The sequence below is a fragment of the Paenibacillus sp. DCT19 genome, from assembly GCF_003268635.1.
Classification (GTDB): Bacteria; Bacillota; Bacilli; order Paenibacillales; family Paenibacillaceae; genus Paenibacillus.
Genome location: NZ_CP029639.1, coordinates 2,887,236 through 2,910,409, shown reverse-complemented (window position 1 = coordinate 2,910,409; position 23,174 = coordinate 2,887,236). Strand labels below are relative to the sequence as shown.

The following is a 23,174-nucleotide window of genomic DNA, read 5'->3' as shown; positions in this document are numbered from 1 at the left end:
GATTTTATCCCATTTTATTTAGAACTTATGTTTGTACGAACGGAGGTTCTATGTTATAATTTTCCCAAACGTTACTAAATGGGGTTGATACGGTATGTCGAAGATATCCAGCAGGCAACAGGCTATTCTGGAGTTTATACGCAATGAAGTCCGGTTGAAGGGGTATCCTCCTTCCGTACGGGAAATTGGAGAAGCGGTTGGACTAGCTTCCAGCTCTACGGTTCACGGACATTTGGATCGTTTGGAGAAGAAAGGTCTCATTAGAAGAGACCCAACGAAACCAAGAGCTATCGAATTGTTAAGCCAAGAGGAATCAGAGCACTCCCACCAGTTCGCACACAGCGTTGCTCGCATTCCTGTTGTGGGTAAAGTAACTGCCGGTGTTCCAATCACAGCAACCGAGAACATTGAGGACTACTTCCCTCTTCCTACTCATTATGTAGGCGAACAAAAGGTATTTATGCTTTCTGTTGTTGGGGATAGTATGATTGAAGCAGGTATTGTTAATGGGGACTACGTGATTGTACGTCAGCAGCAAACTGCTGATAACGGTGATATCGTTGTTGCCATGACTGAGGACGACGAAGCTACAGTAAAAACCTTCTATAAGGAGAAGGATCATATTCGTCTTCAGCCGGAGAACGCCACATTTGAACCGCTTCGTTTGAAACATGTTAGCATCTTAGGTAAAGTTATAGGTCTTTTCCGCGATCTTCATTAATAAGATTTGATTTTCAGATTTCAATAATCACACATGAAATGAAATACACAAAGAGGTTGTCCTAATTTTTAGGACAACCTCTTTTTTACGTTGCAACTTCCAAGATTATTACTGGGTACGTTTCATAATACTTTTGTGATGGGAGAACACATCAAAACTTTGCTGTCCATGGTACGAACCCATACCACTCTCCCCTACGCCTCCAAATGGCAGGTAATGTGAAGTCATATGAGATAACGTATCATTAATACAACCTCCACCAAAGGACACTTGGTTCAGAACTTGCTCCTGTAATTGCTCATCTTGTGTGAAGAGATATAGTGCCAACGGTTTAGGCCGACGGACAATCTCATCTAACACGGGGTTAAGATCTTGATAAGTCATAACCGGAAGAATTGGGCCAAAAATCTCCTCCTGCATTATCGCTGAACTCCAGTCCACATCACCCAATACAGTAGGCTCAATAAGTAGTTTATCACGTTCAGAACGACCACCAATCAACGCTTTACCATCCTCAAGGAATTTCGACACTCGATCAAAGTTACGGGCATTAACAATATGCGGGAAGTCCGGGTTCTTCATTACATCATTTCCGAATTTGTCCTGAATTTCATCTTGAATTAATGCAATCAATTCATCGTGCACTTGTTCATGTACAAACAAATAATCTGGTGCTACGCAGGTTTGTCCAGCATTGAGGTATTTACCACGTACAATACGTTGAGCCGTAAGCTTCAGATCCGCATCCTTGTGAACAATGACCGGACTTTTGCCCCCCAGTTCCAACGTAACCGGAGTTAGATGTTCGGCAGCAGCTTTCATGACGATACGCCCAACACCAGTACTACCTGTAAAGAAAATATAATCAAAATGTTCATTCAACAGTTCTGTACTTGTCTCAACTTCACCTTCCATAACTGCAATGTACTCTCTAGGAAATACATCCTGAATCAGATCATTAATCAGACGAGAAACCGTTGGTGTTAATTCAGATGGCTTAATAACGGCACAGTTACCCGCTGCAATCGCTCCAATGAGTGGCCCAAATGCCAGTTGGAATGGATAGTTCCAAGGTGCAATAATTAGCGCAACTCCGTACGGTTCAGCGTATATGATACTTACTCCATCAGGTATCGCTGCAGCTGTAGGTACAGATTTAGGCGTAGCCCACTCCGCTAAATGCTCCAATGCAAAATCTAATTCACCCAGTACGATTCGAATCTCAGATCCGTATGCCTCAGCCTCAGATTTATTCAGATCAGCACGTAATGCATCTAATATGCGTTGCTGATATTTCTCAATTCCTGCTCTTAGTTGCTGAAGAGCATGGATGCGGTATTCAACGTTTTTAGTTTGACCTGTATAAAAAAATGTCCGTTGTTCGGAAACAAGTTGCTTTGCTTGATTCATATTAACATCTCCAATTAATGAGTTTTTTAATTTTTAAAAATTAAATTGTTCAAAATATAAATGAATTATAACTCATTCATATGAAACTTTCAACATACTTAATACTGTTAAAACATTTGCACAATTTTTGAATCACACAGTAAGCATAGAAGCCAATAATGATATTTACACTTATATACTTAACCCGTCTACCAAAAATTTATTTGTTTTTTGATGTCCATATTTGCTTAAATTAATAAAAAAGACCTATCAGCCACAGGCTGTAGGTTGAGTTATCATACATTCATCTTTATGTAATTATTTCGATAGATCCACGTTCACAGTACCTGACATATTTTGCGCAGATGAAACATTCAGATAATACTCTCCAGTTGACCACGCCTCTTCACTAGAAAACGTATGGATCCCACCATCTGCTGGAACCGTGCCAGACATTGGCGCATGACCCGAGATCGTCCCCTGGTTTAAGGTAAACGTAAACGGCTTCGAGCCTGAGTTTATAAAATCTATTTTTACCTGATTAAACTCTGTAGGAACACTGATCAGTTTGGTGGATGAAGTACCTGCGAGAGCCTCATCCTTAAGGATATGTATGCTATGTGAAGTTGTATTGAATTGCTTTTCACTGACTGATTCTTTATGGGAACTAGATAATTGTAGACCTACTATAATTCCTATTACAACTAACATGACTACTACTAATGGTAAAATAAATTTCATGAGATCCCCCAAAAATCTAAAATTATACTTATTGTTACATATTAAAATATAACCTACATAAAATTATAAGTAAACTTTATTAAATGTTGTAGGAATATACATTCATTATTTATAGAGGACTAAGGCAGATAAAACAAAAAAAGTCGCCAATCTGGCGACTTGATACAATTTGAATATCATTTTTTAACGTTTGACTTTAGTAATAAACTGAAGAGGGCTCCACCTATCGCTACGCTTGCGGCTAGTAAGAAAGTATCTGCATAAGCTGTCATCGTTTCGGCAATAGGTTGTCTTGAACTTTCTACGCCCGATATTCTCGATCGGAGGGCAAGAAATTGCCCCAATCCAGCAATCGACAGAGGAATGATGAGGTTAGCGCTGGCTGATGTCAGAGGTGTAACACGATTGACGGATTCAGATGGAGCTGATTGCAAAATATACGTATTCAACGACATCATACATAGCCCCATTCCAATGCCAAGTAATCCAACAATACCTCCAATAACTAAACCGTTTGCCTCAGTAGAAATTTGCGACAGGATCATTAGAGCCAACCCTATGATTCCTAATCCCGAGCTTGCAAGTGGTCGAATCCCCACACGATCGAACAATCTTCCTCCTATTGGCATGAGTAGACCTGAAGTTACTGCCAACATGCTCATGACAATTCCAGCATCGAGAGGACTATAACCCCTGAAGTGTTGTAAATATTGTGGAATAAATACAATGGAACCATTCAGCGCGATGTATTGTATCCAACTTACAACCATTCCTCTTCGAAAGCGAGTTTCTCTGAAAGCACGGAGCTCTAATAAAGGGTTAGGATGTTTCGTTTCATGAAACCACAACCATACTAATAGAGAAACACCTACTAATCCCATTCCCCACACGATCCAGGCATCCAAATTCAAATTAATGCTTAACGCCAGTAACACAAATGATGTTGGAGCTATGAGCAGTCCAACAACATCTAAGCTTGTGCTGTTTGTTTCAGTCTTTTGTACCGAATCTTCCTTTAAAAGAAAACGTAGAATTAAACTAATCGTTATAAGGCCTATGGGGAGGTTAATCCAGAAAATCCAATGCCAACTGATAAATTCAAGCAGCCAACCGGACAGTATGGGTCCTGAGGCTGGTGCTATTAACATGGGTATACCTAACATCCCCATCACTTGGCCTTTTCGATCAGCTGGCGCCAAACGAAAGATCATTGCCATACCCATCGGTTGGATCATGCCTCCCCTAAACCTTGCACAATTCTATAGATAATTAATTGATTAACATCCTTAGCCATAGCGCATAATAACGATCCTAAAACAAACAAAATAACAGTATACAGAAAGGCCCTCCCTGAACCAAATCTGTCCGAAAACCAACCAGCCAATGGTATAGTCACTGACATAGCTAGCATGTATCCGGTAATAACCCATTGAAGGGTTTCAAAGGGTACATTAAATCCCTCACTCAAATTTGGAATAGCCACATTCATTGCTGTGCTATTGATCATAACCATCATCATGCCTGGAATAATAGCCAAGAGAGCAAGGATGAGTGCTCTGTTTTCTTTTTTAGGTATCGATTTATTCATGTTTCCTTCCCCCTTATTGAACATCGTGTTGAATAACTTTGTCTTGAGCCATTATAATGTCAAAGTAATCATTTGTAATGACCATCCATTGTCGATATGTTCAATAATCAACACTCAGCATCATTGTGATTAATAAACACTGAATTTTTTGTATTTCAGGAGGAAGCCATGAACGCAAAAATGGATCGTCGAAGTTTACGCACGCGCGAAGTTCTAAGGGAAGCGCTGTTTGATATGGCATTGAATAAACCGCTGGAGAACATTACGGTTAAAGAGCTCACTGATCAAGCAGGATTAAATAGGGGTACATTTTATGTGCACTATCAGGACATGAACGATTTTCTGGAACAGCTTAAAAATGAAATTTTAGAGGAATACCACAGTATCATTAAGAAACTCGGATATCATAACGGAGGGCGAGAGCCATTTGTTGATCCACCTGTCGGATTTGTACGTCCCTTTGAATTTGTCCAGCTACACGAACGTTTTTTTCGAATTTTCATGGGTTCAGTTGATTCAACTGGATTCACGAAGCAAATGTCTAATCTTCTAAAAAATCAATTTCAATCCACTTACTTAATGAAGTATCGTCATCTCAAACCAACTGACATTCCTGTGAAACAGCTCTATTTATTCTCCTATTTGGCCTCAGCATATATTGGTTCGTTACAGCTTTGGATACAACGGGATTTTGATTTATCCCCGAGCGAAATGGCTATTTTATTTTCCAATATTTCCAGACTCGGGTCGGCTGGTTTGGAGTTCAAAGATTAAGAATATTCAGCATCAAAAAATACCCAGTCGTTTGACCAGGTACGTTAATTAAAACTTAGTATAAACAATAACCCGCAAACCTTTTTGGTTAGCGGGTTATCTCTTTTAGCCCAGATCTTGTACAACAGTTCCTGAATAGTAGGCTCTCACATGTGATGGGCTAACTTGAACAATATTAGTTCTTCTGAGCATCCCGTAATAACCATCTGCATCAGAATAAAATTTGGTCGCAGGAATGTCAGCAGACGAAGGAAAATCTTGATATATCGTCACATTCTTTTGTTTATTCATAATGGTAATATCAGAGGCTTGACTTGCCATTGCTGTTACAGAGATTGCCAAGAGAGAAAGGGACAAAACAGAAGCAGTTAATATTTTTTTCAAAGCCACAAGATCATCTCCTAGTGTTTTGTATGTATCACAAATACAATAATAGTATATTTTTACAATATTTTATGTAACATTTGATACACTAACTCTCTGAAATACATAATCACTATACTTGAAATTTATATTAGCTCTGTAATCTAACTTATCTCTAATCTATCGATTTTCAGTAGTCTGTTCGATTATTTTCACCGTTTGAATCACTATGGTCAGCTCTACGATCAAAGGTTTGTGGGCATTCGAGGGGATATTCGGGGGACACTTGCTTACACCGCACTAAAAAAACTTTTGCCCACAAAAAGAAAAACCCCTCACGCCATGTAGCGCAAGGGATCCGGGGATTAGTACAATGTGATATATTGATCGCGTTCCCATTGGTGGACTTGTGTACGGTACATGTCCCACTCAATTTCTTTCAGCTCGTAGAAGTGAGCCAGAGCGTGGTCGCCAAGAGCGTCACAGATGACTTCGCTGCGGATCAATTCGTTCAATGCTTCTTTCAGGTCAGCTGGCAAGCTAGGAATACCTTCTTCCACACGCTCTTCTTCTGACATAATGTAGATGTTACGGTCAATCGGAGCTGGTAAGGAAAGCTCACGTTTGATGCCGTCCAGACCTGCTTTCAATAACACAGCCAAAGCAAGGTAAGGGTTAGCTGCCGGATCCGGGTTACGAACCTCAACACGTGTACTCAAACCACGTGAAGCTGGAATACGGATCATTGGACTACGGTTACTTGCAGACCACGCTACGTAACATGGTGCTTCGTAACCAGGTACAAGACGTTTGTAGGAGTTCACAGTCGGGTTAGTGATCGCTGCAAACGCACGTGCATGCTTCAGAGTTCCAGCCATGAAGTGACGTGCAGTTTTGCTCAGACCCAGTTCGTCCGACTCGTCAACAAATGCGTTTTCATTGCCTCGGAACAAGGATTGGTTACAGTGCATACCGGAACCGTTCATACCGAACAATGGTTTTGGCATAAATGTAGCATGTAATCCATGCTGACGTGCAATTGTTTTAACAACCAGTTTGAACGTTTGGATCTGGTCTGCCGCTTTCAATGCATCCGCATATTTGAAGTCGATCTCGTGTTGACCTGGAGCTACCTCGTGGTGAGAAGCTTCGATCTCAAAGCCCATTTCTTCAAGTGTGATTACGATGTCGCGACGACAGTTTTCGCCAAGATCTGTTGGCGCAAGGTCGAAATACCCACCTTGGTCATTCAGTTCGTTCGTTGGGTTTCCTTTTTCATCCGTCTTGAACAAGAAGAATTCTGGTTCAGGACCAACGTTGAAAGAAGTGAATCCCATTTCTTCAGCTTCCTTCAGGTTACGTTTCAAGATGCCACGTGGATCACCTGGGAATGGGCTGCCATCTGGAAGATATACGTCACAGATTAAGCGCGCAACGCGATTGTCGGATACCCATGGGAAAATAAGCCAAGAGTCAAGATCCGGATAGAGGTACATGTCGGATTCTTCGATACGAACATAACCTTCGATGGAAGAACCATCAAACATCATTTTGTTATCCAAAGCCTTCGTCAACTGGCTTACAGGAATCTCAACGTTTTTGATTGCCCCCAGCAAGTCGGTGAATTGCAATCGAACGAATCGTACGTTTTCTTCTTTGGAGATGCGGAGAATGTCTTCTTTTGTATAACTCATGATTCCTCTCCCTTTCTTATCTGCGTATTTGGCTTGCTTGTTATATTTGTACATTAGAAAGTTCCACGGGTCAAGGAGTGATGCTTCCCTAATGAAGGATTTACTCTGACCCTCCCGGTTATACGAACTTACTTTTTATTAAAAAAACGGGAAAGCTCTCCTTGAATGAGAGATACTTGTCCAGGTCTCTTACCTGACACCAATTGTTGTTTTAACAAACGATGCAGTTGCGTATCCGACAATTCTCTGCGCTTCACTTCCGTATCGGCTGTGATCACAGTCGCTTCTTCGGATTCTTTAGATACTGGATTCATCACTTGCTTGATACCTGCAATGTTAACTCCTTTTTCAATCAGAGCCTTGATTTCTAGCAAACGTTCAACGTCATTAAATGAGAATAAACGCTGATTACCTGATGTTCTTGCTGGAACAATCAAGCTGTGCTGCTCATAATAACGAATCTGCCGTGCGGACAGATCCGTCAGTTTCATTACGATACCAATCGGGAATAAGGCCATATTTCTGCGAATTTCGTCACCCATGTTCATCAACCTTCCAGTCATCTATTCTTCACCTTATTGTACCTTTAGATGTTACCAAGTGTCAATGACGTGTTAGATAAACTCACAATAATTTGCGATCTTTCATCGCTTGTAATGCCATCAAAACGCCATATTTAACGTGGGAGTATGTTAATCCACCTTGCATATAGCCAATAAAAGGCTCACGAATCGGTGCATCCGCCGATAATTCTAAGCTTCCGCCTTGAATGAATGTACCTGCCGCCATAATGACAGGATGTTCATATCCTGGCATATCCCATGGTTCAGGGACAACATGACTATCTACTGCTGCAGCGCGCTGAATTCCTTGTACAAAAGCTATTAAATGCTCTGCAGAGCTGAATTGTACAGCCTGAATCAGATCAGTGCGCAGCTCATTCCATGCCGGTTTAGTCACAAAACCAGATGCTGCAAACATCGCTGCCGCAAAGATACTGCCTTTGATGGCTTGTCCAACAATAGTTGGCGCCATGTAAAGTCCCTGGTAGATTCCCCGAGTCGTCCCCAACATAGCACCAACTTCACCACCAATGCCAGGTGCGGTCAGACGATATGCTGCAAGCTTAACATACTCTTCTTTCCCACATATGTATCCACCGGTTTCAGCAATCCCTCCGCCAGGGTTCTTGATTAGCGATCCTGCCATAAGGTCTACACCCACTTGGGTTGGTTCCAGTTGCTCCGTGAATTCACCGTAACAGTTATCGACAAATACGATGACATCTTCCTTGATCGCCCTCACCTTTGCCACCATGTCTGAAATCTCGTCGATGCAGAAAGAAGAGCGCCAGTCATACCCACGGGAACGTTGAATGCCGATCACTTTTGTCGCGGGTGAAATGCACTTCTCTACCGCTTCCCAATCTACACGACCATCTTCAAGTAATGCCGTCTCTTGATATCCAATGCCAAAATCACGAAGAGAGCCCGTGCCATCACCCGGCTTGCCGATAACTTTATGCAATGTATCATAAGGCTTACCTGTGATGTACAATAGCTCGTCTCCTGGACGTAATACTCCGAATAGGGCTGTCGCAATGGTATGTGTACCTGACGCAAAATGAGGACGTACCAACGCAGCTTCTGCGCCGAATACGTCCGCATATACCTCGTCCAACACCTCACGACCACGATCATTATAGGCATAGCCTGTAGAACCAGCAAAGTGAAAATCACTTACTTTTCTACGCTGAAAAGCATCAATCACTTTCCATTGGTTATGATCTGTAATTTGATCTATCTTTTTCAATTGTTGCTCGATCTGAATTTCCACTTGTTGTTGAAGCTCAACAATTGTTGAATCAAAGCTTGCCATCGTACTTCATTCCCCTTCATTGCTCGAATCTGACGCTGAATCGCATGTATTGTGTCAACTTATCACATGAATGTGTCACGAATATTACGATTCGATGAAATCTTCAAGTAAATATCCGTATTTCTCATATTCACCCGTCTGCAGTTCTACCTGATAAATGACATCATTCTCTTCGAATGTAGTTTCCACTACATCTCCAACTTTATATAACACCGAGGTGAGATCCCCACGTTCCGCAGGAATACGGAATCTTTTGGTTTCCCCTGTTAATTCTTCCTGGATACGTTCACGAATTTTCAGAAGATCTGCTTCGTCTAGAGCACTCACTTTAATATGATCTTTATCCAAAGGTAACATTTCTAGTTGCTCAGGAGTGCACGCATCTTTTTTATTGTAGAGAACCAGTTGAGGCTTGTCCCCCGAACCAAGCTGCTGTAGGATATCCGCTACCGTTCTCATCTGATCATCACGCATTGCCGAGGAAGCATCAACAACGTGAAGAATGAGATCGGCTTCATTGACCTCTTCCAACGTTGCACGGAACGCCGCAATCAGATCGTGCGGAAGGTTTTGGATAAATCCAACGGTATCGGTGAGTACAATCTCTTTGCCACTCGGAAGTTCCATTGTACGAGATGTCGGATCAAGGGTAGCAAACAACTGATCTTGGATATATACATCAGCTGAAGTTAATTGTTTAAGCAACGTGGATTTGCCCGCATTGGTATAGCCAACAAGAGCAACCTGTACGATACCCGTCTTCTTACGCCGCTCACGGTGCAATTTACGGTGCCTTGTTACTTCTTCCAGATGCCGTTTAAGATCATCTATACGACCACGGATATGACGACGATCCGTCTCTAGCTTGCTTTCCCCTGGCCCCCGTGTCCCGATTCCTCCGCCAAGTCGTGATAGGTTTTTACCGTGTCCCGACAAGCGAGGTAATAGATAACTTAACTGAGCCAATTCAACTTGAATGATACCTTCGCGTGTGTTGGCACGTTGGGCGAATATGTCTAGAATCAGTTGTGTACGGTCAATAATTTTGAGGTCCAATGCTTCTTCCAGATTACGAACCTGAGCCCCAGACAACTCCTGGTCAAAAATAGCGGTGGTAGCTCCTAACTCCTCTGCTGCTGCACGAAGCTCTTCCACTTTACCTTTACCGATAAACCATTTTGTATCCCGTGTCTCCCGATTTTGAGAGAGCACACTTAATACTTCTACGCCAGCCGTCTCGGCGAGCTTCACAAGCTCTTCCAAGGAATACTCTGGATTAATACCAGATCGTTTAACTTCGTCCGTAATCAAACTAACCAAAATAGCGCGGTCTTTTTTAACTTGATCTGTATCATGTGTTCCACTTGTCATTAGTCAACTCACTCCTTATATCCACATCAACTCGTCCCATTCTAACAGGACGTTATGGCATCGCATACGTCAAGCCGAACCGGTTAACCCGGCCGGCTGATCCAAAATTATATTATCGCTTACTTTAGCAGAAACTTCAAATGTTCTAGGCAGCATTATTGGAAAATAATATGATTGTTGAGGCTGGCTTCCATCGTTTTGGAGGAGATATCTCTCGCGAGTAGATCCATTAGATTTTGTTTGGAGATATTACCTGGCCTGCCCATGAGTCTAACCGCTTGATGCCTGATCGCCTTTTCAATCACATTCCTAACATATCTCGCGTTGCTAAAATGATTACGAATGTCTTTTTCATATTGAATTAATTCCTTTAATTTGATCATGGCATCAGATGTAATATTGTAGTCCTTCTCCGTTGCCATCTTCATCGCAATCAGCATCAATTCATCTGTAGAATAATCATCAAAGCTGATTTGTATAGGGAATCTTGAGGGCAGACCCGTATTAATCTCTAAAAAATCTCCCATTTCATTCGGATACCCCGCGAGAATAATAATTAGATCCTCACTTTTATCTTCCATCACCTTAACAAGACAATCGATGGCCTCTTTTCCAAAATCCTTCTCCCCGCCACGGGCAAGACTATACGCCTCATCTATAAATAGAATGCCTCCCATAGCTTTCTTTACTAATTCTCTTGTTTTTAATGCAGTATGCCCAATATATTCACCGACTAAATCTGCGCGTTCCACCTCAACAAGATGCCCCTTACTTAACACACCCATCCGATTCAACATCTTGGAAATGATTCGCGCAACTGTAGTTTTCCCCGTTCCTGGATTGCCTTTGAAAATCATATGATAAACCTGCTTGCTGCTTTTAAGACCCTGCTCATCCCGGAATTTCTTCACCTGAATCAGCGCGTAAATTTCGTAAATAAGATCTTTTACTTTTTCCAAACCAATCATTTCCCGCATATCGCGAAAAATATCCGCTGCCGATTCATAATGATTACTGATTAATGCCATGTCCTCCGCTTGCTCGGATGTAATCTCTAAGAGATCTTGGCTTTTGAAAACAATATTAATGCGAGAATCATTTACAGTTATTTTTCTGGCGCTCTCGTCCACAGTAATCACCTCGTTAAGACAGTATATGCGATGAGTCAATTACCTCATGCAACCAATTCCAAGTTATCTGACGGAAGATTGTAGAGCAATCTCAACTTGCATTTTCAAAAGCATAAGAAAGAGGCATGGCTCCCTTCAGAAGGAACCACGCCCTAAGCTTTCAATTGTTTAAAGCATTGTTAAGCATTTAAATCTGAACGTTCTTTCTAAACTCTCCATTCTCGAACAGCGTTTGTCGATGCTTCAACGACAATTGAAAATACGGAAATACATGTGCATCAATTGCATGTAGTAACTCTTTAGCGGTCTTGTTTGCCAAGTCGTAATCTCCAGTCGTAATGTGCTTGCGAGACAAGGCATCTTCGAGCTCATCCTCGTCCAGCAAAAACACCTCTCCGTCCTTTAACACAACAACATCCAAGTAGAGATCATCAAACCACGGTACCCCTTGGTCCGTTATGCCTTGACTGCGACATGTATCAATGTACCATTCTACGATACGCTCCTGATCATCAAACATTGCTGTGACAACAAAGTGCTCTCCTTTGGGATAATACTGTAACCAAGAGTACCCTTTATCTGCGATACAGAACGTGCTCCCTCCATAGGTTTTCCATAGAGGTTCTTTGAGATCTTGTATCGTATACAACGTGATGTATCCTGTAAATATTTTGGATTGAACAAACCGGCATGTAAATTGTCGGTTCGTAATCCGGCGCCAGTTTGCGCGATCCCCGAATTTCCGTTTCATACGAACCCCTCTTTGCCGACCACAGGTTCGTGACCTGCGCTATTATTGGTGAACAATGTATACGCCCCATTGCCGGACTTCGAGCAGCAAGCTCTTATTCGGCTTTGCGCAGGCGTATTACGAATAGTTACAGCTTACCATATTTGAGTTATACACTCAAAATTAAGCTGTAACTTACCTCAATCGTTACCGATTACTTAACAAAAAAACAAAAAAAGAACCCGCCTCCCCAGTTCATCGGGAAGCAGGTTCTTATGCATGGAAAGATTGGAATCAACGTAGCGAATTATCCATCGCTTCCTGATTGAGTACTGGCTGGCGTATCAGACTCTTGGGTTGTGCCATCAGTACCAGGATCAGGAGTCACAACTTCACCTGGTGTCGTAACAGCCCCACCTGTGGAACCATCACCAGTGTTACCAGGGTCAGTCGTACCTTGATCTGGAGGAGTACCTCCGTCCCCTGGCTGACCGCCACCTTGCCCCGATCCACCATTTCCGTTGCCATTACCATTATTGCCGTTATTACCGTTATTGCCATTTCCATTGTTTCCGTTGTTACCATTTGAATTCCCGTTACCATTGTTGTCCCAGGATTGCCGTTACCTGTAGATCCATCATCCGGATTGTCTACTCCTGGTTGCTCTGTCCCTGGATCCAATCCTGGATCCGGCTCTGGCTCAGTTTCGTCTGGTATCGTTTCCTGTGCCTCAATCATCAGAGATATGGTATTCGTAGGAGCCGTTTCAACTCCAGTAGCCAAATCATAAGCAGTTACATAGTACTCGTAGGTTAGTCCCGGAAGAGCACTTAAATCCTGCGTACTGGTTGCTCCTATGGAATCAATAAGATGTGTAAACTGTGCTTCAGATGTTTCCTTCCGGTAGATCCGATACTGTGTATTCGCATCCCCTGTTCCTGTCCAGTTGAGTGATACGATCTGCGATGTTGGATCATACGCCCCGCTCAGTCCACTTACCGACAGTTGCGGTTGTTCTGGTTCTGGCTCCGGAATAGGTGTCTGTCCGCCTTGCGGCGCCTTGAACTCCTTGACCGGTACACCTTTTAACGCATCACTCATCACTTTGGCGAAGAAAGCTGCTGACAGTTTACTACTGTTCTTAAGCATGTGCGTCGCATCAGGGTTGTCGTATCCCATCCACACGGCTGCTGTCCATTCTGGCGTATAGCCAACAAACCATACGTCACGGTTCGCACTATTACCTGCGATGCCACTTTGAACAGTACCTGTTTTACCTGCCACTGGTCGATCCAAGCGTGCAGAACGTCCAGTACCATCATTAACTACATTTTGCAGCATTTGAGTCAATTGATATGCATTCTGTTCACTCATGACACGAGTTGTGTCTGACTTATCATGTTTGTAGATCGGTTTATCCGTGCTGTCTACTACCTCTTTAATTGAATAAGCCTGTTGATACTCACCCAGATTCGCAAAGGCGCTATATGCCTGAGCCATTTCCAGTGTATTCGTACCTTTGCTCAGACCACCTAGTGCGATCGCAAGGTTCTTATCCTCATCTGCCATTTGAATACCAACACTTTTGGCAAAGTTTATGCCCGTGTTCACTCCGATTTTGTCCAACAGCCATACAGCCGGAATATTCTCTGATTTAGTAATTGCATCCGTCATACTAATCGTCGATGAATATCCATGCAGGTTATTCGGACAGTAATTACCGAAGCATTGCTTCGCATTGCTTAGAGCTGAATTGGCATTATAGTCACCTGACTCTAGCGCTGGTGCATATGAAACGATCGGTTTAAAAGCTGAACCCGGCTGCCTACGGCTCTGTGTTACCCGGCTATACCCTTTGGTTTGATAATCACGTCCACCCAGAAGTGCAACGAGACTGCCATTTTCATGGTTCATAATAACCATCGAGCCTTGAACCTTCTGATCGTCTTTACTTTCTTCAAATAAGCTATCATCTGCAAAGGCTGTTTCCATTGCGGTTTGAGCCTGAGCGTCCATCGTTGTGTAAATTTTGTATCCACCGATATTGAGATCATCTTCTGTTTTGCCCGTTACTCGCTCTGCTTCACGAAGAACATAGTCAATGAATGGCTGATACTTCTTCTCTTTCTCTGGTGGCGTATAGTCGTAATCAACTGCCTTCGCTTTGTCCATCTCAGCTTTACTAATGTAACCTTGCTCATACATGAGTTGTAGAACAACAGCACGACGCGCTTTGGAATCATTAGGATTACTCAGTGGATTGTAAGCTGATGGCCCTTTTGGCATAGCAGCCAGCGTTGCAATTTCCCACAAATCCAAATTATTCAAATCTTTTTTACCAAAATAAAATTCTGACGCCGCTTTGATGCCATAACGCTGATGACCGAAGAAAATCCGGTTCAGATACATCGTCAAAATTTCGTCTTTTGTATATTTGCGCTCCAGCGCCATTGCAATAGATACTTCCGTTGCTTTCCGGAAAAATGTTTTGTCACGTGACAAAAACATATTCTTGGCCAATTGTTGAGTTAATGTACTCCCACCCTCAACCATTGAACGAGCCATGACGTCTTTTACCGCGGCACGTCCAATCGACCAGATATCTACACCCTGATGCTCATAGAAACGTTTATCTTCTGTTGCAACAAAGGCTTCTTTCAATAATTTTGGAATAGCATCACTATCCACCGGTTCTAATTTCTTGATGGATAATTCGCCCATTAGTTGACCATTGCGGTCATACACCTTGGACGTTTCGTTAATCGTGGTTTTGTCCATATTGGCCTCAAGCAGCTTCTGCCCACTCACCATAATAAACAAATACCCACCTAGTGCACAGAAAATGGCGATTGCCATTGTGAAAAACAGTGTCCATCCAACGCGTTTACCCGTAATTTTTTTCTTTTTAGAGGTCTTTGGTTTCGCTTTTTTGGTTGACTTAGTATTGTTATTGCGATTATTAGACCTCGACAACGGATCGTTTGGCATGTTACCTCCTGACTCCCTTTCGGTTGCGTAATTTCTATTCGTCTGTTGGCTAAGCTTATATTAAACTTATTTTGCCCGGAATGAAAAGAACAACCCTTATTCAGGTTGCTCTGCTTCAATTCCTATACATGTAGACGAAATGGTTGTTAAAAAGGTTTCGTAATTTTTTAAGCTTCGCCGTTGTTGTCTTGCTGCATCAGCGATACGCTGCGTTGCGGCGTGAACGTGGAGATGGCGTGCTTGTAGACCATTTGCTGGCGTCCGTCGCTGTCAATGACGATCGTAAAATTGTCAAATGCCTTGATCGTTCCGCGGATTTGGAAGCCGTTGGTCAGATAGACCGTAGCAGGAATGTTTTCTTTCCGCAGTTGGTTCAAGAACGTATCTTGGATGTTGATGGACTTGTTCATTAGCCGTACCCCCATTGGTTCATTTGAATTCGTGATTGAGTAATATTCAATATCGCTGAGTAGCTTTCGTGCTATTATATCATGAACAGTTTCATATAATCCACAAAAACCCCTTGTCTGCTATTTTGCACCTTGTTACAAGCACATTAATAACTAGAAGACTTATCCATTATACACCGCTTGTCAGTTTTACAAAAGAGGGACAAATCCTTCGATTATTAACGCTTTTCTTCTGGATTCCACTGTTCTTCTTTCAAACTTGTCGCATGCTGATTCTGCGAACTATAATCTCGCTTTCTTCGATCCTCAATAAGTAGTTTCAAATATGTGTTGGTCTTGGATAACACAATAATTGCCCAGATTAGAGCAACCAAGCCTGCTATTGCAAAGCTAATCCCAAATAAACCTGAGAAAAACATATATATGGTTGTCACACCAGATGGCTCAAAATGCATTTGAATCATTCCTTTCACACCGGAGGAAAAAGCACCTCATTTAATTGTAAACTATGTCCATTTTATTATTTATGTTATTATTTTACAACCGATTTAATAATTACATCTCGTTATTAATCATAAAAATAATAAAACCTCTCTCTTTTTATCAAAAGAGAGAGGTTCAAAAGCCCTGCTTGCACACCAATAATTGCCCAAAAATCAACTAAATCTCTGCTTAATTAATCCAGACACTTGCTCAAGATTGCCTGCAAAATTTTCAGTATCTGTCACATCGACCCACTCGATATCTTTCATATGACGGAACCAGGACAATTGGCGTTTGGCGAATCGACGAGTGTCTCTTTTCAACCATTCCACCGCTGCTTCCCAGCTCACTTCACCTTGCAGATATGCAGCAATTTCCTTATAGCCAAGCCCCTGCATGGAAATATGCCCTCTGGCAACACCACGATCTAACAAGGATTTCACTTCATCGACCAAGCCCTGCTCAATCATGAGGTCGATTCGTTCTTCTACCCGGCTATACAGCTTCGCACGATCCATCGTAAGTCCTATGATGCTTAGATCGTATGGTGACTCTTTCTTTTGAGCAGCAAGCTGATCTGACCATTTCTCACCCGTTAAATGATGGATCTCCAACGCCCGCACGATTCTTCGTTGGTCATTCATGTGCAAACGATCTGCACTCACAGGATCGACTGCTCTTAATTTATCGTGAAGCGCCTGAGGCCCATGTTGGTCCGCATAACGAAATTGTTCTTCGCGAAATACTTCGTCAGAGCCGCTTTCCGAGAACTGAAATCCGTAACATACCGATTCCACGTACAGCCCGGTTCCGCCTACAATGAATGGAAGTTTGCCACGTCCTTGAATTTCTCCAATTAAACGTGTAGCACTTTCCTGAAACTCTGCCACAGAGTAAGGATATTCCGGTTCATGTATATCAATTAGATGGTGGGGTATGCCCTGCATCTCGTCTTCGGTAATTTTAGCCGTGCCAATATCCATTTCGCGATATACCTGCATCGAATCTCCTGAGATAATCTCACAATGAAACGCCTTGGCAAGCTCAATGCTCATTCTTGTTTTGCCTACTGCTGTTGGACCAACCAATACAAGCAATTTCGGCTTAGCTTCCACTTTCAACATTAATCACTCCGTACAGTGTTTTTGCATTAGCTCGATCGAGTACCTCAAATCCAAGTCTCGTAAACTCAACGCTGCCGCGCTTTTCTTTCATAACTACCCGCTTACGTGCCACTCGCTTTGCTTCAACAATGCTCTCTTCCGCTAAAGCATTGGCGTTCGCATACTCCCGTAGAGGCTGGATGGCACTGGAGTCCATCATTGGCTCACGAAACATCGGATCAAAGTAAATCGTATCACAGCTTCGGTCAGGCAGCGAACGGAGTAAATCCAGATGATTCGCATGATGGAGCTCAATGCGTCTGAAGGCTTCATCTACCGCGGGCTGATTGCTCTCATAATGAGACATGCCTTCCACTAACAATGCGTAAAGGGCTGGTGAGCTTTCGCATGCAATCACACGACCTCTTTTGCCAGCAGCAACAGAGAAAACCATCGCATCCGTACCTAAGCCTGCTGTGCAATCAAGAATAGTATCTCCTTCACATACTAAGCCTGCTTCAAGCATAGGGTCAGGCTCTCCCTTAGCACACGCTTTGCACGAACAAACCCCATACTTGGATGAAACTCCAGTTGGGGTGCGTCCTTGCGAAATAAACGCGCTCTTCCTTTCAGTACAACAAGAATCTCATTGACTCCGTACCGTTCTAGCATTCTTGCCAATGATGTCCTGTTGCGTGGCACATAAGTTCCGCCTGTTGATTGTGCTAGCTTACGTGCCCGTTCCACGAGAGATGTAGCCTCCGTGTCACCGGTTGTAATATACATAACTTCCTCCTAAATGATTACATTACCCGTTTGAAAAGTTTTTCCAGATCATAGGTTGAAAATGAAACTACAATCGGTCTACCATGTGGACAAGTGTACGGTTGCCGGCACGAACCAAGCCGCTGAATCAACACTTCCGCTTCCTGATCAGTCAGCTTCTGATTCGCCTTAATGGAAGCCTTACACGAACACATAATTGAAGCAGCTTCCCTCATTTTCGCCACATCAATGCTTCGTTCACTCAGTACCCATTCAGACATTTCCTCAATGATGTCCTTCTCATCCCCTTTAGGAAACCAAAACGGATGTGAGCGCACTCGGAAAGTCTGTCCACCAAAGTGCTCTAGATAAACACCTGCCTGTTCAAACCATGCCAATCTTGTTTTCAGCTTTTCCGTCTCCGATGGCGTAAACTCCAGCGTAATGGGTAACAACAACTCCTGTGAAGCTGTTGCTGGATTGCCAAATTTCTCATAATAATACTCGTAATTCACTCGTTCATGTGCAGCGTGCTGATCGATCAAATAGAGTCCATCTTCGTTCTGCGCTATAAGATACGTGCCATGGTGCTGCCCGATCAGACTAAGATCAGGAAATGCAGGCATGGAGCTATTAGATTGAATGGCAGAAGCCAGTTTCGCCGTATCCGGCAGACTGGAGCTTCTCCAGCTCCGTTCTCCCTTTGCAGTATTACTCGGACTGTAGGAGGAACGTGTTTCTCTAACCGAATAATCTGTAGAGCGTTGTTGATTAACAGATGGTTTATCATTTGGATCATTTTGTAATGGTAATGAACTAGAATAATCGTCTCGCTTGTCCTTTTCGCTCTCCTGCTCCAGCACAGCACCTTTCGAACTTAACGAAGCATATGGGTCATATGAACCATCATGTTCAGGTGGTGCCTCAGGCAGCGGAGCTAACTGGTTCAAGAGTTCAGTAGCCTCACCAGGTTGAACATCAGCTGGAGCGTCTAGATCATCCTCCTCAGAAGGAAGGATTGCCCCGAGATGGGCTTTGAGATAGTCCCCGATCCATTGCTTGATCCAAGCTTCGATTCGTGTGCAGATGCATCTCCTGTGGTTCGTTGCTGATGATGCCCTTCTGTATCTCCGTATTCCTTAACCGGCCCTCTTGGGAATAAGAACTGTTCCTGGATAAAAGAGCTATCGTCTCCACGTCTAATCTGCTGCTTCTTGACCTGGGGAATAAGAACTTCCTGCCGCAATATACCACGCACCGTTGCTTCCACAAATTCGTATAATTCCGCTTCTTTACTGAACCGCACCTCAAGCTTGGCTGGATGCACGTTCACATCCACTAGTGATGGATGCATCTCCAGTTGAATAACGACGAGTGGGAAACGATTAATAGGTAGCAAGGTATGGTATGCCTTAAGAATGGCCTGATTAAGACCATAATTTCGAATGAAACGCCCATTCACAATCGTTGACATCCCACCACGATTAGCACGCGTCCACTCTGGCAGACTGATTAATCCGCTCACGCGATAGTCCAGATTTTCTCCTTCAATCGGCAACATCGCCTTAGCTGCACTTGTTCCATAAATGGCGGCAACGACCTGCAGCAGATCGCCATTACCTAGCGTTTGCAGCAACACATTGGCATTGTGCCGCAACGTAAATGAGATATGAGGATGAGACATCGCCATACGATATAATACGTCTGAGATATGTCCCAGCTCGGTCTGAATGGTCTTCATATATTTTAATCGCGCTGGTGTGTTATAAAATAACTCCTTCACGACAAATTCCGTGCCTTGTGGTGATGTCGCATCCTCATGTGAAGTGAGCTTTCCGCCCTCAATGATAATGCGACGTCCTCGACCATCATCTCCACTCGCTGTCAGTACATCAACCTTAGAAACAGCCGCGATACTGGGTAAAGCCTCGCCGCGGAACCCTAAGCTGGTAATCTGAAATAGATCACGCCCATGGGTAATTTTGCTTGTAGCATGACGGTAAAAAGCAGTCTCTAGATCATCAGGCTCTATGCCTGATCCATTATCCTTAACGCGAATGCTGAGAAGTCCACCTTCTTCGACTGCAACCTCGATTTTGGTAGCTCCAGCATCCACCGCATTTTCCAGCAACTCTTTCACCACAGAAGCAGGACGCTCAACAACCTCACCTGCTGCTATCTGGTTCGCAATATGTTCATCCAATACATGTATTTTCGCCACAGGTTTCTCCCCTCCCGTATTCTCAGGATAACTGCTGCGCCTTTAATTTGAGTTCATTCAATACTTGCATTGCCTGAAGTGGCGTCATATTCATGACATCAATGTCTTTCATATGGTGAATGAATTCCTTCGTAGATTGATCCATCTCCTGGACAACTGGAGTCTGAGCTACACTCGGCTCTTCATCCCCGAAAATAGACAGTTGCACAACCTCAGGAGACTTATGACTAGATTGCCCCTTATTACCTCTTTTGTTCTCCTGTTCGTTTCGTTGATTAGACCCTTCGACAGATTCGTTTGGCTCCAAAGATGCTTTTTCCTCACGGATGATCGAAGAAATATCGATCCGTGCTGTGTCCTCTCTGGAGAAAACCTCACGCTCACTGAGCTTGACTATAGTCTCACTTCCTACAGCGACCTGAGCGGCAGCATGTTCAAACCCATGAAGCAGTCCATTGGCTCTATCAATAATGCTGTCCGGCAGACCTGCCAACCGTGCGCAATAAATTCCGTAGCTGCTGCTTGCCGCACCAGCAATGAGTTTACGCAGGAAGTTGACTTTGTCACCACTTTCTTGAACTGCCATGGAGTAGTTCGCCAGCTTGTCTAAGCTTTCCTCCAGATGAGCAAGTTCATGGAAGTGAGTCGATACAAGAGCTTTACATCCAATCACATCATGTACATATTCGATAACCGACTGGGCAATAGCCATACCTTCGCTTGTGGAAGTGCCTCGTCCCAACTCGTCAATAATAATCAAACTTCTTGGTGTCGCTTTCTCCGTCATGACCTGAATATCAGCCATTTCCACCATGAATGTACTCTGACCACCGATCAGATCATCCGCCGCACCAATTCGAGTGAAAATCCGATCCATTATGGGTACTTCCGCCTGTCCAGCAGGAACGAAGCATCCAACTTGCGCTAGAATGGATATGAGTGCCACCTGTCTCATATACGTACTTTTACCAGCCATATTGGGACCAGTAATCAACAGAATCCGAGCCTCATCCTTCTTCATCGCGGTTTGGTTGGCGATAAACGCCCCGTCTCGCATTACTGCTTCGACCACCGGATGTCGACCTTGTTCAACGACAAGATCATACCCGTCCGTTATTGTAGGCTTAACAAAGCTACGCTCCGCACTGATGGCTGCGAAGGATTGGTACACATCAATCTCGGCCACCTGTTCAGCCAACTTCTGCAATCTGGCAATTTCTAAATTGAGCTTGTCCCGTAGTTCCGTAAATAGCGCATACTCGATATCAACCATCTTATCCTGCGCTTCGAGAATTAAAGTTTCTTTCTCTTTCAGTTCTGGTGTGATATAACGCTCCGCATTCGCAAGAGTCTGCTTCCGCTCATAACGCCCCTCTGGCAGGGCAGCAAGATTCGATTTGGTAATCTCAATATAATAGCCAAATACCTTGTTATAACCGATTTTAAGTGAACGAATGCCGGTAGCTTCACGCTCTCTCGCTTCCAATTCCGCAATCCATTGCTTACCATTCACAGAAGCTTCTCGCAGCTCGTCTAGCCGCTCATGATATCCTGCTCGAATTAATCCACCGTCTCGTACCGATACGGGTGGCTCATCCACAATCGCCTGCCCGATGATATCACGCAGATCCTCACAATCGTCCATCACCTGTGCAATTTGTTGAAGAGTACGAGACGGCGAGTCTGCACAGTGCTGACGCAAGCGCGGTACTTTGTCCAAAGAGTGCTTCAGTGCATTCAGATCCCGCCCGTTGGCATTGCCAAACGCAATTCGCCCGACTAGACGCTCCAGATCATAGATATCCTTAAGCTCCGCACGAAGGTCTTCACGTAAAATAAACTGGTTATATAGCGTATCCACCGCTTCAAGCCGCTCATTAATTTTGCCTTTTTGCAGCAACGGTTTATCAATCCAGCGACGCAGCATACGTGCACCCATCGACGTTTCTGTCCGGTCTAGTAGCCACAGCAATGAACCTTTTTTGGATCGTTCCCGCACCGTTTCTACCAACTCCAAGTTACGTCTGGTGAACGGATCGAGGATCATATAATGCTCTGGCTCATACGTCGAAATCTGTGTGAGCTGACCCAACGAACGCTTCTGCGTTTCACTTAGATAAGAGAAGAGGCGGGCAATACATTCCTGACGCTCTGGCTCCAGACGAGCCCATACCGCTTCACCGAATTGCTGTTGCACCAGATCCCCTTTGCTCTTCACCCATGGCGTATATACTACCGGCCGACCAATTGGTGACGACTGGGCTGCAACGACATCAAGCAAGGCAGCATCCCCCACGAATTCCGAAGGTTCGTAGATACCAATCTCATCCTTAAGCCACTCTGCAGAGTACGGAACGGATGTGACGTACAACTCCCCTGTTGACAAGTCACACGCCGCCAAAGCCAGCGTATTGGCATTTCCCGTTAAACACACCATATAGTTATTCGTTTTATCACCGAGTGTTTTACCTTCCATAACAGTACCAGGCGTAATGACACGCACAATCTCACGGCGTACCATCCCTTTTGTTACGGTTGGATCTTCCATTTGTTCACAGATTGCTACTTTATAACCTTTTTCAATCAAACGCTGTATGTAATTGTCAGCCGAATGATAAGGTACGCCACACATCGGAATTTTATCTTCTGTACCGCCATTCCGTGCGGTTAATGTTATTTCAAGCTCACGAGCTGCATTGATTGCATCATCGAAGAACATTTCATAGAAATCACCTAATCTAAAAAAAAGAAAAGCATCCTGTGCTTCAGCTTTAACTTGCAAGTATTGTTGAATCATTGGCGTATACTGAGCCATGAATATCCTC

The 23,174-nt window shown here is 43.6% G+C and carries 17 protein-coding genes and 3 pseudogenes; 2 read left to right on the top strand and 18 right to left on the bottom strand.

Annotation, left to right across the window (positions count from 1 at the left end):
- Nucleotides 1-94 precede the first annotated feature (94 nt).
- Nucleotides 95-721 (top strand): transcriptional repressor LexA, encoded by a 627-nt coding sequence (gene lexA / locus DMB88_RS13245; RefSeq protein ID WP_128101723.1) that lies wholly within the window; start codon nucleotides 95-97, stop codon nucleotides 719-721.
- 108 nt (nucleotides 722-829) lie between these two features.
- On the opposite strand, the gene DMB88_RS13240 is transcribed toward lexA, so the two are convergent.
- The 3 genes and pseudogenes from DMB88_RS13240 to DMB88_RS13230 form a co-directional block, all read right to left on the bottom strand.
- On the bottom strand, nucleotides 830-2,131 hold the full coding sequence (locus tag DMB88_RS13240; RefSeq protein ID WP_128101722.1) for an aldehyde dehydrogenase: 1,302 nt from the start codon (nucleotides 2,129-2,131) through the stop codon (nucleotides 830-832).
- Between the two features lie 297 nt (nucleotides 2,132-2,428).
- On the bottom strand, nucleotides 2,429-2,851 hold the full coding sequence (locus DMB88_RS13235) for a hypothetical protein (protein WP_128101721.1): 423 nt from the start codon (nucleotides 2,849-2,851) through the stop codon (nucleotides 2,429-2,431).
- Nucleotides 2,852-3,027: 176 nt separating this feature from the next.
- Nucleotides 3,028-4,340, bottom strand: a pseudogene (locus DMB88_RS13230) (MDR family MFS transporter).
- A gap of 267 nt (nucleotides 4,341-4,607) precedes the next feature.
- On the opposite strand from DMB88_RS13230, the gene DMB88_RS13225 reads away from it, so the two are divergent.
- A complete protein-coding gene (locus DMB88_RS13225) occupies nucleotides 4,608-5,213 on the top strand; it encodes a TetR/AcrR family transcriptional regulator (RefSeq protein ID WP_128101720.1) in 606 nt (201 codons plus the stop codon).
- A gap of 105 nt (nucleotides 5,214-5,318) precedes the next feature.
- Here DMB88_RS13225 and DMB88_RS13220 read toward each other — a convergent pair whose 3' ends face one another.
- The 15 genes and pseudogenes from DMB88_RS13220 to mutS all read right to left on the bottom strand — a co-directional run bounded on the left by DMB88_RS13220 (nucleotide 5,319) and on the right by mutS (nucleotide 23,164).
- The gene (locus DMB88_RS13220; protein WP_128101719.1) at nucleotides 5,319-5,603 is read right to left on the bottom strand and encodes a hypothetical protein; all 285 of its coding nucleotides are present in this window, start codon (nucleotides 5,601-5,603) and stop codon (nucleotides 5,319-5,321) included.
- Between the two features lie 338 nt (nucleotides 5,604-5,941).
- Nucleotides 5,942-7,270, bottom strand: coding sequence for a type I glutamate--ammonia ligase (gene glnA / locus DMB88_RS13215; RefSeq protein ID WP_128101718.1), 1,329 nt, complete (start codon nucleotides 7,268-7,270; stop codon nucleotides 5,942-5,944).
- A 128-nt stretch (nucleotides 7,271-7,398) separates the two neighbouring features.
- The gene (locus tag DMB88_RS13210; RefSeq protein WP_095286436.1) at nucleotides 7,399-7,812 is read right to left on the bottom strand and encodes a MerR family transcriptional regulator; all 414 of its coding nucleotides are present in this window, start codon (nucleotides 7,810-7,812) and stop codon (nucleotides 7,399-7,401) included.
- Nucleotides 7,813-7,894: 82 nt separating this feature from the next.
- Nucleotides 7,895-9,148: a methionine gamma-lyase family protein gene (locus tag DMB88_RS13205; protein ID WP_128101717.1), complete on the bottom strand. Its 1,254-nt coding sequence runs from the start codon at nucleotides 9,146-9,148 to the stop codon at nucleotides 7,895-7,897.
- Between the two features lie 84 nt (nucleotides 9,149-9,232).
- Nucleotides 9,233-10,519: a GTPase HflX gene (gene hflX, locus DMB88_RS13200; RefSeq protein WP_128101716.1), complete on the bottom strand. Its 1,287-nt coding sequence runs from the start codon at nucleotides 10,517-10,519 to the stop codon at nucleotides 9,233-9,235.
- Between the two features lie 155 nt (nucleotides 10,520-10,674).
- Nucleotides 10,675-11,649, bottom strand: a complete 975-nt coding sequence (locus DMB88_RS13195; protein ID WP_251381500.1) for an AAA family ATPase — start codon at nucleotides 11,647-11,649, stop codon at nucleotides 10,675-10,677.
- 187 nt (nucleotides 11,650-11,836) lie between these two features.
- Entirely contained in the window at nucleotides 11,837-12,400 is a 564-nt protein-coding gene (locus DMB88_RS13190; RefSeq protein ID WP_056689934.1) for a ribonuclease FAU-1 family protein, read from the bottom strand.
- 286 nt (nucleotides 12,401-12,686) lie between these two features.
- A pseudogene (locus tag DMB88_RS13185) lies at nucleotides 12,687-15,367 on the bottom strand (PBP1A family penicillin-binding protein).
- 167 nt (nucleotides 15,368-15,534) lie between these two features.
- Nucleotides 15,535-15,777: an RNA chaperone Hfq gene (gene hfq, locus DMB88_RS13180; RefSeq protein WP_056689929.1), complete on the bottom strand. Its 243-nt coding sequence runs from the start codon at nucleotides 15,775-15,777 to the stop codon at nucleotides 15,535-15,537.
- A 218-nt stretch (nucleotides 15,778-15,995) separates the two neighbouring features.
- On the bottom strand, nucleotides 15,996-16,241 hold the full coding sequence (locus tag DMB88_RS13175; RefSeq protein ID WP_128101715.1) for a hypothetical protein: 246 nt from the start codon (nucleotides 16,239-16,241) through the stop codon (nucleotides 15,996-15,998).
- 192 nt (nucleotides 16,242-16,433) lie between these two features.
- The gene (gene miaA / locus DMB88_RS13170; protein WP_128104434.1) at nucleotides 16,434-17,381 is read right to left on the bottom strand and encodes a tRNA (adenosine(37)-N6)-dimethylallyltransferase MiaA; all 948 of its coding nucleotides are present in this window, start codon (nucleotides 17,379-17,381) and stop codon (nucleotides 16,434-16,436) included.
- Entirely contained in the window at nucleotides 17,365-17,889 is a 525-nt protein-coding gene (locus DMB88_RS13165; RefSeq protein ID WP_368028341.1) for a class I SAM-dependent methyltransferase, read from the bottom strand. The genes miaA and DMB88_RS13165 overlap by 17 nt, the downstream gene beginning before the upstream one ends.
- On the bottom strand, nucleotides 17,871-18,149 hold the full coding sequence (locus DMB88_RS31995; RefSeq protein WP_368028340.1) for a hypothetical protein: 279 nt from the start codon (nucleotides 18,147-18,149) through the stop codon (nucleotides 17,871-17,873). The genes DMB88_RS13165 and DMB88_RS31995 overlap by 19 nt, the downstream gene beginning before the upstream one ends.
- 17 nt (nucleotides 18,150-18,166) lie before the next feature.
- Nucleotides 18,167-20,349, bottom strand: a pseudogene (gene mutL, locus DMB88_RS31100) (DNA mismatch repair endonuclease MutL).
- 22 nt (nucleotides 20,350-20,371) lie between these two features.
- Complete coding sequence (gene mutS / locus DMB88_RS13150) at nucleotides 20,372-23,164, bottom strand: DNA mismatch repair protein MutS (protein ID WP_128101713.1); 2,793 nt, start codon at nucleotides 23,162-23,164, stop codon at nucleotides 20,372-20,374.
- Between the last annotated feature and the right edge of the window lie 10 nt (nucleotides 23,165-23,174).

Coding starts and splice junctions, on each gene's coding strand:
- DMB88_RS31995 (WP_368028340.1), bottom strand. CDS start 18,149: ATGTATATTACAACCGGTGACACGGAGGCTACATCTCTCGTGGAACGG.
- lexA (WP_128101723.1), top strand. CDS start 95: ATGTCGAAGATATCCAGCAGGCAACAGGCTATTCTGGAGTTTATACGC.
- mutS (WP_128101713.1), bottom strand. CDS start 23,164: ATGGCTCAGTATACGCCAATGATTCAACAATACTTGCAAGTTAAAGCT.
- DMB88_RS13175 (WP_128101715.1), bottom strand. CDS start 16,241: ATGATTCAAATGCATTTTGAGCCATCTGGTGTGACAACCATATATATG.
- DMB88_RS13190 (WP_056689934.1), bottom strand. CDS start 12,400: ATGAAACGGAAATTCGGGGATCGCGCAAACTGGCGCCGGATTACGAAC.
- DMB88_RS13165 (WP_368028341.1), bottom strand. CDS start 17,889: ATGCTTGAAGCAGGCTTAGTATGTGAAGGAGATACTATTCTTGATTGC.
- DMB88_RS13205 (WP_128101717.1), bottom strand. CDS start 9,148: ATGGCAAGCTTTGATTCAACAATTGTTGAGCTTCAACAACAAGTGGAA.
- hfq (WP_056689929.1), bottom strand. CDS start 15,777: ATGAACAAGTCCATCAACATCCAAGATACGTTCTTGAACCAACTGCGG.
- DMB88_RS13225 (WP_128101720.1), top strand. CDS start 4,608: ATGAACGCAAAAATGGATCGTCGAAGTTTACGCACGCGCGAAGTTCTA.
- hflX (WP_128101716.1), bottom strand. CDS start 10,519: ATGACAAGTGGAACACATGATACAGATCAAGTTAAAAAAGACCGCGCT.
- DMB88_RS13240 (WP_128101722.1), bottom strand. CDS start 2,131: ATGAATCAAGCAAAGCAACTTGTTTCCGAACAACGGACATTTTTTTAT.
- DMB88_RS13210 (WP_095286436.1), bottom strand. CDS start 7,812: ATGGGTGACGAAATTCGCAGAAATATGGCCTTATTCCCGATTGGTATC.
- glnA (WP_128101718.1), bottom strand. CDS start 7,270: ATGAGTTATACAAAAGAAGACATTCTCCGCATCTCCAAAGAAGAAAAC.
- DMB88_RS13235 (WP_128101721.1), bottom strand. CDS start 2,851: ATGAAATTTATTTTACCATTAGTAGTAGTCATGTTAGTTGTAATAGGA.